The organism is Streptomyces sp. NPDC049577, assembly GCF_040675635.1.
Taxonomy (GTDB): Bacteria; Actinomycetota; Actinomycetes; order Streptomycetales; family Streptomycetaceae; genus Streptomyces.
In genome coordinates, this window is sequence record NZ_JBFAPH010000214.1 from 1 (window position 1) to 11,236 (window position 11,236).

An 11,236-nucleotide genomic window follows, 5' to 3' on the forward strand; every position below is an offset into this window, starting at 1 on the left:
CGCCGCCCTCACCGCGCCCGCCGGCGGGCGCTTCGCGCTCGCCGGGGCGCGGTGCGAGCGGGCGCTGCCCGCCCGGTACGGGCCCGCGAGCGGTGTGCCGGTGGAGCTGCGCGGGCGCGGCTCCTGCTCGCGGCAGGTCAACAACTTCGCCGCCGCCGGCGTGTTCGCATGCGACCGGCTCATCGCCGTCGAGGTGCTCACCCCGGGCGGCAACTGGTCGTCGTACCCGCCGCACAAGCACGACGAGCACCGGCCCGGCGAGGAGTCGGAGCTGGAGGAGATCTACTACTACGAGATCGCCGGCGAGGCCGGCTACGGCTACCAGCGCGTGACCCCGTCGCGTCCCGCCGGCACCGACGTCCTCGCCGAGGTCCGCACCGGCGACACCGTGCTCATCCCGGACGGCTGGCACGGCCCCTCGATCGCCGCGCCCGGGCACGACATGTACTACCTGAACGTCATGGCCGGGCCCGGCGCGGAGCGCGAATGGCTCATCCGCGACCACCCCGACCACGCGTGGATCCGCGGCACCTGGCCGGACCAGCCCGTCGACCCCCGTCTGCCGCTCTACCCGGGAGGGACCGCATGACCACCCGCCGCCTCACCGTCGCCCAGGCGCTGGTCGAGTTCCTGGCCCGTCAGTACACCGAGCGCGACGGGCGCCGGGCCCGGCTGGTCGCCGCGTGCTGGGGCATCTTCGGGCACGGCAACGTCGCCGGCGTGGGTCAGGCCCTGCTGGAGTCCGGCCCGGAGGCCATGCCGTTCCACCAGGGCCGCAACGAGCAGGCCATGGTGCACGCCGCCGTGGGCTACGCGCGGCAGAAGGACCGGCTCTCCGCGCACGCCGTCACCACCTCCATCGGCCCCGGCGCCACCAACCTCGTCACCGGCGCCGCCCTCGCCACGATCAACCGGCTGCCCGTGCTGCTCCTCCCCGGCGACACCTTCGCCACCCGCCCCGCCGACCCCGTCCTCCAGCAGCTCGAACACCCCGGCGCGGGGGACGTCTCCGTCAACGACTGCCTCCGCCCGGTGTCGCGGTACTTCGACCGCGTCGTCCGCCCCGAGGCGCTGATCCCGGCCGCGCTCCAGGCCATGCGGGTGCTGGCCGACCCCGTCGAGACGGGCGCCGTCACCCTCGCCCTGCCGCAGGACGTCCAGACCGAGGCGTTCGACTGGCCGGAGGAGTTCTTCGCCGACCGCGTCTGGCACGTCCGCCGGCCCGCCCCCGACCCGGCCGAACTCGCCGAGGCCGTACGGATCGTAAGGGCGGCGCGCCGCCCGCTGCTGATCGCCGGGGGCGGGGTGGCGCACAGCGGGGCGGAGGACGCGCTGCGCGCGCTGGCCGACGCGACCGGCATCCCGGTCGCCTCCACCCAGGCCGGCAAGGGCTCGCTGCACCACGCCCACCCGGCGGACGTCGGCGGCATCGGCCACACCGGCACGGCCGTGGCCAACGCCCTGGCGCGCACGGCCGACGTCGTCATCGGCGTCGGCACCCGCTACAGCGACTTCACCACCGCCTCGGCGACCCTCTTCGCCGACCCCGGCGTCCGCTTCGTCAACCTCAACATCGCCGCCTTCGACGCGCACAAGCAGGCCGCCCTGCCGCTCGTCGCGGACGCCCGCGCCGGGCTGGAGGCGCTGGCCGAGGGCCTCGCGGGCCACCGCGTCCCGGCCGCCTACGCCGACGCGTACACGGCGGGCAAGGCCGAGTGGGAGACTCAGGTGCAGCGCGCGTACGACGGGGCGGACGCCTCCCTGCGCCCCACCCAGGCCCAGGTGATCGGCGCCCTGGACTCCGTCGCCGGCGACACCGACGTGATCGTCAACGCGGCGGGCTCGCTCCCCGGCGATCTGCACAAGCTCTGGCGCGCCCGCTCCCGCCGCCAGTACCACCTCGAGTACGGCTACTCCTGCATGGGCTACGAGATCCCGGCGGCCATCGGGGTCGCGCTCGCCGCGCCCGAGCGGCAGGTGTGGGCGCTGGTGGGCGACGGCACCTATCTGATGATGCCGACCGAGCTGGTCACCGCCGTGCAGGAGGGCATCAACATCAAGGTGGTGCTCGTGCAGAACCACGGCTACGCCTCCATCGGCGGCCTCTCGGAGGCGGTCGGCGCCGAGCGCTTCGGCACGGACTACCGCTTCCGGGCACCCGACGGCACCTACACCGGCGACCCGCTCCCCGTCGACCTCGCCGCCAACGCGGCCTCACTCGGCATGTCCGTGCTGCGCGCCGGGAACATCGGCGAGCTGCACGACGCTCTTGCGGAGGCGCGCGCCGCCGAGCGGCCCACATGTGTCTATGTGGAGACCGGAACAGCCGACACAGTGTCCGGCGCGCCCCCCGCCCAGGCGTGGTGGGATGTTCCCGTCGCCGAGACCGCGACCCGCCCCGCGGCGGTGAAGGCCCGCGCGGAGTACGCACGCCAGGCGGGCGACCGCCGCCGTCACCTGTAGGCACCCTCTCCCGGGAAGGCTCGACCGATGAAGACCGTCCACCACTGGATCGACGGCAAGGCCGTCGAGGGCACCTCCGGCCGGCACGGGGAGGTGACCGACCCGGCGACCGGCGCGGTCACGCGGCACGTCGCCTTCGCCTCGGCGGCGGAGGTCGACGCGGCGGTGGCGGCCGCGAAGGCCGCGTACGCCACCTGGGGCACCTCCTCGCTGGCCACCCGCACCTCCGTCCTCTTCGCCTACCGCGCCCTGCTGGACGCGCACCGCGAGGAGCTCGCCCGGCTGATCACCGCCGAGCACGGGAAGGTGCACGCCGACGCGCTCGGCGAGGTGGCGCGCGGCCTGGAGATCGTCGAGCTGGCGTGCGGGATCACCACGCAGCTCAAGGGGGAGCTGTCCACCCAGGTCGCGAGCCGGGTCGACGTCGCCGCGATCCGGCAGCCGCTCGGCGTCGTCGCGGGCATCACGCCCTTCAACTTCCCGGCCATGGTGCCGATGTGGATGTTCCCGCTGGCCATCGCCTGCGGCAACACCTTCGTCCTCAAGCCGAGCGAGAAGGACCCGTCGGCGGCCCTGCGGCTGGCCGAGCTCGCGGCGGAGGCCGGGCTGCCGGACGGCGTGCTCAACGTCGTCCACGGCGACAAGGAGGCCGTCGACCGGCTGCTCGAACACCCCGACGTCGCGGCCGTCTCCTTCGTCGGCTCCACCCCGATCGCCCGCCACATCCACGCCACCGCCTCGGCCAACGGCAAGCGCGTCCAGGCGCTCGGCGGGGCCAAGAACCACATGCTCGTCCTCCCCGACGCCGACCTCGACGCGGCCGCCGACGCCGCCGTCTCCGCCGCGTACGGCTCGGCCGGCGAGCGCTGCATGGCGATCTCGGCGGTCGTGGCGGTCGGCGCCGTCGGCGACGAGCTCGTCGCGAAGATCCGCGAGCGCGCCGAGAAGATCAAGATCGGTCCGGGTGACGACCCCGCCTCCGAGATGGGCCCGCTCATCACCCGTGCCCACCGCGACAAGGTCGCCGCCTATGTACGTGGCGCCGCCGCGCAGGGCGCCGAGGTCGTCCTCGACGGCACCGGCTTCACCGTCGAGGGCTACGAGGACGGCCACTGGATCGGCCTGTCCCTGCTCGACAAGGTGCCGGTCGACTCCGACGCCTACCGCGACGAGATCTTCGGCCCGGTGCTGTGCGTGCTGCGCGCCGAGACCTACGAGGAGGGCGTCGCCCTCATCAACGCCTCGCCCTGGGGCAACGGCACGGCCGTCTTCACCCGCGACGGCGGGGCCGCCCGCCGCTTCCAGCTGGAGGTCGAGGCCGGCATGGTGGGCGTCAACGTGCCCATCCCCGTGCCGGTCGGCTACCACTCCTTCGGTGGCTGGAAGGACTCCCTCTTCGGCGACCACCACATCTACGGCAACGACGGCGTGCACTTCTACACGCGCGGCAAGGTCGTCACGACCCGCTGGCCCGACCCGGCGGACGGCGGCGTGGACCTGGGCTTCCCCAGCCACCGCTGAGGCCAGGGGGAACGGGCCCCGCGCGGGGCCCGTTCCCGTCCGGCTCACCAGTCGAAGCCGGCCTCGTACGTCACGTCGGCGAGCGTCCGCTGGCCCGCCGCGCTGGGGTGGAAGAAGTCGGTGGTGCTGATGTCGGCGGCCGTGAAGCGGTGGTCGAAGACCGCGTCCCCGTCGTAGCGGCAGGTCCCGGCGAACTCGGCGCACACCTTGTCGAGCGCCGCGTTGTAGTCCATGATCCGGTCGCGGACGCGGTCGCGGCGCGCCTCGTCCTGCGGCGCGCGGGATGCCGGGTTCGCGAACATCGACCCGCACAGCGGTGCGTCGGCCCACGCCTTCCGCGCGGCCTCGTTGTCCTTGCCGAGCTCCCACACCTGCTTGAGGTCCGGGATGCTCGCGACGAAGACCGACGCCTCCGGCGCACCGGCGTGCAGGGCCTTCATGGCCGTGCGGAAGCGGCCCTCGAAGTCGCCCACCGAGGTCATCCCGGCCTCGGTGGGCGCGCAGGCGTCTCGCGTGCCAATCATGATCGTCACGTAGTCGATGCCGCCGTGCGCGAGGGCGGTACGGACCTGGGTCCCGGCGAGGTGCGCGACGCCGGCGCCGGCCTTGGCGTCGTTGTACGCGATGACGTCGGGGTTGAGCTCGTGGATCCGCGACCAGTGACTGCGCACGGCCGGGTCGCTGCCGGTCGACCAGGACTTCCAGCCGCAGAACTGGCCGGCAGTACAGGCGTTGACGCCCCGGGAGAGGGAGTCGCCGAGGGCGACCATGCGGGTGGGGATGGGCGGGGTGGCGCTCGCCTCCGGCGCGGCCACGGCGAGCGCGGCGGCGGTGAGGGCGGTCAGGGTGGCGAGTGCTCGCTTCATGTGCTCCTCCTGTGGGACAGGGGGGTTGTGGGTGCCGGTGGGGGAGCACGGGGGTTTTCTTCCCCCGTCCCGCCCCTCTCCCAAACCGGGGGCTCCGTCCCCGGACCCCCGGTTCTCCCACCCGCCCATCCGTTATCCGGAACGTCGGGCTCCGGGTGGGCGGCCCCACGCCGTACGCTCAGGCCCATGACCTGGTCCAGCGCGCTCAAGAAGACCGCGCGCGACGGGCTGACCATCGAGCGGACGCGGCTGGAGCCGCTGCTCGCGCTGCGCGGGGCGGCCGGGGTCGCCATCGTCGTCGGGCTGCTCCTGGCCTTCGGCACGCCGAAGCTCGCCGTCTCGTCCGCCTTCGGCGCGTTCGCCGCCGGGGTGGCCACGTTCCAGCGCACCTGGCGGCCCCGGGTGACGCTCGCCGTCGTGGTGGCGGTGGGGCTCGGGGCCAGTACGTTCCTCGGCTATCTCGCCGCCCCCCACCACGCCGTCTTCGTCGCGCTGCTCGCCGTCTGGACGCTGCTGGCCGGCATGGCCTGGGCGGTCGGGCCCGTCTCGGGGCTGGTGGCGACGCAGACGATCGCCGTCATGCTGGTCACCGTCACGCTGCCGACGTCCGTCGTCGGCGCGGCGCACCACGCCGCGCTGATCGTCTTCGGCGGGCTGGTGCAGGCGCTGCTCGTCGTGCTGGTGCCCATCCGCCGCTGGGGACGGCAGCGGGACGCGCTGGCCGACGCGCTCGCCGCCGAGGCCGACTACGCGCGCCGGCTGCGCCACGACCCGACGGCCCGCTTCGACCCGCAGCCGCTCATGGACGCGCGGGACGCCGCCGAGCTGACGCGGCGGCAGGCCCGGTACCGGCCCGGCCAGCTCGCCGGACCGCGCGGGGTCGCGGAGCGGCTGCGGCCCGTGCTCGCCTCGCTGGCCGATCCCGTGCTCGGCGCCCCCGCCGAGGGGCCCGAGCGCGACCGGGTGCGCGATCTGCTGGGCGCGGCCGCGACCGTGCTCGACGCCGTCGCCCGGGCGATCCGCCGGGGCGAGCCGGTGCGGCTGCCGCCCGAGGCCATGGCGGTGCTGGAGGTCCCGGAGTCCGGGCCCCTGCTGTCCGGCCCGGCCCGCCGGTCCGCACTGCGGCTGATCGCGCTGCTCGGGGACGTCGTGGAGGCCAGCGACGAGCCCGTACGGACCACCGGCCCCGCGACGGAGCAGGAGCGCCGGGACCTGCTGCGGCCGAGCGTGCCGCGGCTCGTACCGGTCGCGCTGCGGGCGGTGCGGCGCGAGGCGCGCTGGTCCTCGCCGATCGCGCGGCACGCCGTGCGCGTGTCGGCCGTGAGCTGTGCCGGCTACCTGCTCGCGGCCGGGCTGCCGCTCGGTCACGGCTACTGGGCGCCGATGACGTCCGTCATGGTCATGCGGCCGGACTTCGCCCGGACCTACGAGCGCGGCGTCGCCCGGTTCGCCGGCACGCTCGTCGGCGTCGGCGTGGGCGGTGTGGTGACCGCCTTCCTCCACCCGGGCGTGTATGTCTCGGCGGCTCTGGCGGTGCTGTGCATCGGCCTGCTGTACCTGCTGATGCGTACGGGCTACAGCGTGACGTCGGCGTGCATCGGGGCGTATGTCGTCTTCCTGCTGGGCATCGCGGGCGAGGGCTGGTCGCAGACCGTGCAGGCCCGCCTCGCGCTGACCCTGCTCGGCGGGCTGCTCGCCATGGCCGCGTACGCGGTCTTCCCGGCCTGGGAGACGCCCCGGCTGCGCGACCGTCTCGCCGGCTGGCTGCGTGCCAACGGGGAGTACGCGCTCGCCGTCCTGGCCGTCTACGCCCGCCCTGCCGAGCGCAAGGCCCGGCGCGTGAGGGAGGCCCTGCTGGACAGCAGGGCGGCCCGCCGGGAGTGGGAGGACGCCTCGGCCCGCGCGCGGAAGGAGCCCGTGCGCCACCGCGGCCTGTCGCGCTCCGCCGAACGCGCGGCGGAGGCGGCCCTGGCCACCATGGGCCGCGTCACCATGCTGATGGAGGCCCATCTGCCGGACCGGCAGGCCGCTGCGTCACCGGGCGCCGAGGAGTTCGCGTCCGCCCTGCGCGCCGCCCTGCCGGACGCGATCGCGGCGATCCGGGAACGGGCCCGCCCGGACTGGTCCGGCCCGCGCCGGGCGCTGGCCGAGTGGCAGCGGCGCGAGGGCGACACGGGCGTCGCGGTCCGGGGGGCCGAACTGCTGACGGACGCCCTCGACGAACTGTCCGAGGGCCTGGCGGCCCCACGGCGAGGGCGTGCGGGACGCGGGGCGGGACGGGGCTGAACCGTCTTCGGCGCTGTTCCCCACCGGGGGTTCCCCACCGGGTGTTCCCCGCCGGGGAAGCCTTCTACCCTTGTGCTCAGGCGGAGTTGACGGTCCGGGAGGGGGCCGGGCGATGGGGGCGCCGAGACGCCACCGCGCGGGGCGCGGGGTGTGGGTGTGGCGGGGAGTGCGGCTGCTGGTGCTCGCCGCGGCGGTGTGGGGGCTGCTGCTGTGCCCTTCCTGGGTGGAACAGTCGTACTGGGCCACGGACGTGTACCGGCACGCTCCCGCGTGCCCGGCCGGTAGGCCGGCCGGCGGGGCGGACTGCGTCGAGCAGGCCGTGGCGCAGGTGACCGACAAGAAGATCACTCAGTCCTGCAGCACGGACAGCGGTGGCGTGGAGCACTGCACCGACAACTTCAATGTGCGGATCAGCGGGCCGGAAAGGGCCCGGTGGCTGGACGTCGGTGAGCACACCTACCGGGACGCGCGGCGTGGGGACAGGGCCGGGCTGCGGCTGTGGCGCGGCGGTGTGGTGCGGATGGTGGTGCGGGGGCACACCGAGACGTATCTGACGTCCGGCGAGACCTCGTTGATGTGGCGGCTGGCCGGTTCCTGGGCCCTGCTCGGGCTGGCGCTGGCGATCGTGACCGGGCTGCGGTGGGTGTATCTGCTGCTGTTCGCCGTCGGCTGGGCGGTGCTGACCCTGCCGTTCGTCGCGGCCACGTACACCCTGTTGTTCGGTTGGCCGGACACCCTGGAGTGGACGGTGCTCGCGGTGCTCACCGCGGTGGGCCTCGGCATTCCGGTCGTCGGGTCGCTGCGGGCGCGCCACTGGTGACCCGTGCCGTGCCTCACCGCCCGCTGAACAGCCGTTCCAGCTGCGCGTCCGCCAGCCGCAGGGCCTCGCCGACGGAACAGACGTCCATCAGCGCGTAGCCGCTCAGCCCGTCCGCCATGGCGATCAGCAGCATCGCCTCGGTGTGCGGGTCGCGGTCCGCCGCGACCTCGCCGCGCTCGATCGCGGCACGGATCTGGTCGGCGAAGAACCCCGCCAGCGCCGGCACGCCCTGCTGCGCGTGGCGGGCCATACGCTCGTCGTGCACGGCCCGCACGAAATACGCGAGCTGGACGAGCAGCCCCGTGCGGCTGTTGGCGTCGCGGGGCAGCATCTCCGCGATCGTCTCGCGGATGATCTCGCGGGCCGAGGGCGTGTGGGCGAGGGCCAGGATGCGGTCGCGCACCCGCGCGGTGGCCAGCTCGCTGATGTGGTCCAGGGAGAAGACCAGCATCTCGTCCTTGGTGGCGAAGTAGTGCTGGAGCTGGCCGAGCGAGATGCCGGCCTCGGCCGCGACGTCGCGCAGGCTCACGCCGTCGAGACCGCGCGTGGAGGCGATGCGCCACAGCGCCTCGGCGATGCGGCGGCGCCGCTCCTCGTGGTCCACGCGCTTGGGCACGGGCTGTCTCCTTCCGCTCCTCCTGGTTTTACAGGTCGATTGTATTGCTATACCGTGGCGGCACGTTTTGCCATACGACTGACTTGCGAAAGCGTCCTGGGGGATCCGTCATGGCCGGCCATCGTCAGCACCGCCAACCGCCGCAGCCGCAGCCGGGGTTGCGGCCGCCGCGCAACGGCGTCGATCCGCGGGCCCGCCGCTGGTGGGCCGCGCAGGCGCTGCTCACCGTCAGCGGGCCGGCGCTGCTGACGGCGGCCGCGCTGCTCGTCCTCTCCGCGCTGTTCTTCCCGGGCGCGCTGCCCTGGCTCGCGCCGCTCGTCGCCGTGGTGCTCGTCCTGCCGGGCCTCGCCTACCAGTTCGCCATGCCGGCGTGGCGGGCACGGGTGCACGCCTGGGAGCTGGGGGAGTCCGCCGTGTACGCGCAGAGCGGCTGGTTCTGGCGGAAGCGGCGGATCGCGCCGCTCTCGCGCGTCCAGACCGTCGACACCCGGCAGGGGCCGCTGCAACGCCGGTACGGGCTGGCGACCGTCACCGTCACGACCGCCTCCACCGCGGGTGACGTGCGGATCGCGGGGATCTGTGACGCCGATGCGCACCGGCTGGCCGAACGCATCGGCACGGTGGTCCGCTCCCTGCGGGAGGACGCCGCATGACCGGCACGAGCGCAACGGCGCGGACGACCGCGCGGCATGACGGCTGGCGCCGGCTCGACCCCCGCACCCTCCTCGTCCACTGCGCCTGGCTGGGCGCGCCCCTCGGTTCGCTCGGGCTCACCACCCTGGCCACCGGCGGCCACCCGCCGGCCGGTGCCTGGATCACCCTGGCCGTCGTCGGCGTCGTCTTCGCGGGCGTCATCGCGGCCGGGTTCCTCACCTGGCGCGGCACCCGCTTCCGCGTCACCGAGGACGCCTTCGAGCTGCGCACGGGCCTGTTCACCCGCCGCGTCCGGGCGATCCCGCTGCACCGCGTCCGCAACGTCGACCTCACCGCCCACCCCGTCCAGCGGCTGCTGGGACTGGCCGTGCTGCGGGCCGGTACGAGCGGGGGCGGTGCGCAGCTGTCGCTCGACGCCCTGTCCCGGCGGGAGGCCGAGCGGCTCCGGGCGGAACTGCTGGCGCGCGCGGAGGCCGGGCATGCCGGTGACCCCGTGCTGGCCGTGGGCGACCGGCGGTGGCTGCGGTACGCGCCGCTGACGTTCTGGGTGTTCGGAGGGGTGGGTATCGCCGTGGGCACGGTGTGGCGGGTGCTCGACGGGGCCGGCATCCAGCCCTGGCGGATCGGGCCGGTGCGCGCGCTCTTCGAGGAGTTCGGCAGGAGCGCCCTGTGGCTGACCGTGCCGCTCGCCCTGCTGGCCGTCGCGCTGACCGGCACGGTCGGCGCGGTGGTGCTCTACGCCGAGAACTGGTGGGGCTACCGCCTGGAATGGACCGACGCGGCCACCCTCGGCGTCCGGCACGGCCTGCTGACCACCCGGGCCGTGTCCATCGAGCGCGCCCGGCTGCGCGGCGTGGCCCTGCGCGAGCCGCTGCTGCTGCGGCTGGGCGGCGGCGCGTCCGTCCGGGCCGTCGCGGGCGGGCTCGGCAACCGTGAGGAGAACCGGCGCGGCAGCGTCGTGCTGCCGCCCGCGCCGCGCGCCGAGGCGGTGCGCGTGTGCGCGGGCGTCCTGGGGGAGCCGGCCGGGATGCCGGACGCCGCCGCGGCGGAGCTGCGGCCGCATCCGCGGGCCGCGCTGCGGCGGCGCGTGGCGCGGGCGCAGCTGTGGGGAGTGCTGCCGGTGACGGGGACGCTCGCCGTCCTGGGCGCGCTCCTCACGCCCGTCCTGCTCTACTGCGCGGCCGGCTGGACGCTGCTGGCGGCCCCCGTCGCGTACGCGCTGGCGCGCGACGCGTACCGGGCGCTCGGTCACGGGCTGCGGGGCCGCTGGCTGGTGCTGCGGTCGGGCACGTTCGGGCGCGAGACGGTGGCGCTGGAGCGTACGGGCGTCGTCGCGTGGTCGTTCACGCAGACGCCGTTCGCGCGGCGCGCCGGGGTCGTCACGGTGACGGCCGCCGTGGCCGCCGGAGAGGACGGATACCGCATACGGGACATGGCGGCCGGCGAGGCGGCCGGCTTCGCGGAGGCGGCGGCGCCCGGGATCTTGAGCGAATTCCTGGTGGTCTGACCGGTTTCGGCTGTCGCCTCCGTCACTACCGCCAAATTTTTCGCTCAGGTTTCTGTTATCCGGAGCCCTGTTCCCCGTCTCCTAGGTGTCGGACCGAACGGGTCGCTTCAAGGGGAACCGGCCCAGTGGGGAAAGAGGTACGCAGCGTGAAGAGCGAGAACGTGGCCGTGATCGAGGCGGCGCGCGCGGGGGACGCGGCGGCGCAGGACCAGCTCGTCTCCGCGTACCTGCCACTCGTCTACAACATCGTCGGGCGCGCGCTGGACGGTCACGCGGACGTCGACGACGTCGTCCAGGAGACGATGCTCCGCGTCATCAACGGCCTCGGCGAGCTGCGCGACCCCGCGAGCTTCCGGTCCTGGCTGGTGGCCATCACCATGAACCAGATACGCGGCCACTGGCGGGAGAAGAGCCCCGAGGCGCCCGTCAGTGGCTTGCAGGAGGCCGTCGAGGTACCGGACCCGTCCGCGGACTTCGTCGACCTGACGATCGTCCGGCTGGGC

The 11,236-nt window shown here is 74.7% G+C and carries 10 protein-coding genes; 8 read left to right on the top strand and 2 right to left on the bottom strand.

Going from position 1 to position 11,236, the window contains the following annotated elements; genetic code table 11:
* The 3 genes from iolB to AB0K09_RS22375 all read left to right on the top strand — a co-directional run.
* On the top strand, positions 1-589 hold a 589-nt coding region (iolB, locus tag AB0K09_RS22365; protein ID WP_366067135.1), incomplete at its 5' end, for a 5-deoxy-glucuronate isomerase.
* Positions 586-2,463 (top strand): 3D-(3,5/4)-trihydroxycyclohexane-1,2-dione acylhydrolase (decyclizing), encoded by a 1,878-nt coding sequence (gene iolD, locus AB0K09_RS22370; RefSeq protein ID WP_366067136.1) that lies wholly within the window; start codon positions 586-588, stop codon positions 2,461-2,463. The genes iolB and iolD, both read left to right, overlap by 4 nt.
* A gap of 27 nt (positions 2,464-2,490) precedes the next feature.
* Entirely contained in the window at positions 2,491-3,984 is a 1,494-nt protein-coding gene (locus AB0K09_RS22375) for a CoA-acylating methylmalonate-semialdehyde dehydrogenase (RefSeq protein ID WP_366067137.1), read from the top strand.
* A 44-nt stretch (positions 3,985-4,028) separates the two neighbouring features.
* Here the strand turns inward: AB0K09_RS22375 and AB0K09_RS22380 are convergent, their stop codons facing one another.
* On the bottom strand, positions 4,029-4,850 hold the full coding sequence (locus AB0K09_RS22380) for a GDSL-type esterase/lipase family protein (RefSeq protein ID WP_366067138.1): 822 nt from the start codon (positions 4,848-4,850) through the stop codon (positions 4,029-4,031).
* Positions 4,851-5,036: 186 nt separating this feature from the next.
* Between AB0K09_RS22380 and AB0K09_RS22385 the strand changes: the two genes are divergently transcribed.
* Together AB0K09_RS22385 and AB0K09_RS22390 are read left to right on the top strand one after the other, a co-directional pair.
* Complete coding sequence (locus tag AB0K09_RS22385) at positions 5,037-7,136, top strand: FUSC family protein (protein ID WP_366067139.1); 2,100 nt, start codon at positions 5,037-5,039, stop codon at positions 7,134-7,136.
* A 112-nt stretch (positions 7,137-7,248) separates the two neighbouring features.
* The gene (locus AB0K09_RS22390; RefSeq protein WP_366067140.1) at positions 7,249-7,956 is read left to right on the top strand and encodes a hypothetical protein; all 708 of its coding nucleotides are present in this window, start codon (positions 7,249-7,251) and stop codon (positions 7,954-7,956) included.
* A 13-nt stretch (positions 7,957-7,969) separates the two neighbouring features.
* On the opposite strand, the gene AB0K09_RS22395 is transcribed toward AB0K09_RS22390, so the two are convergent.
* Entirely contained in the window at positions 7,970-8,572 is a 603-nt protein-coding gene (locus tag AB0K09_RS22395) for a TetR family transcriptional regulator C-terminal domain-containing protein (RefSeq protein ID WP_366067141.1), read from the bottom strand.
* Positions 8,573-8,682: 110 nt separating this feature from the next.
* On the opposite strand from AB0K09_RS22395, the gene AB0K09_RS22400 reads away from it, so the two are divergent.
* From AB0K09_RS22400 to AB0K09_RS22410, 3 genes are all read left to right on the top strand, one after another.
* Complete coding sequence (locus tag AB0K09_RS22400; RefSeq protein ID WP_366067142.1) at positions 8,683-9,225, top strand: PH domain-containing protein; 543 nt, start codon at positions 8,683-8,685, stop codon at positions 9,223-9,225.
* Positions 9,222-10,733: a PH domain-containing protein gene (locus AB0K09_RS22405; protein WP_366067143.1), complete on the top strand. Its 1,512-nt coding sequence runs from the start codon at positions 9,222-9,224 to the stop codon at positions 10,731-10,733. Before AB0K09_RS22400 ends, AB0K09_RS22405 begins: the two co-directional genes overlap by 4 nt.
* A gap of 146 nt (positions 10,734-10,879) precedes the next feature.
* Positions 10,880-11,236 (top strand): sigma-70 family RNA polymerase sigma factor (locus AB0K09_RS22410; RefSeq protein WP_366067144.1); only part of this gene is annotated, 357 nt, incomplete at its 3' end.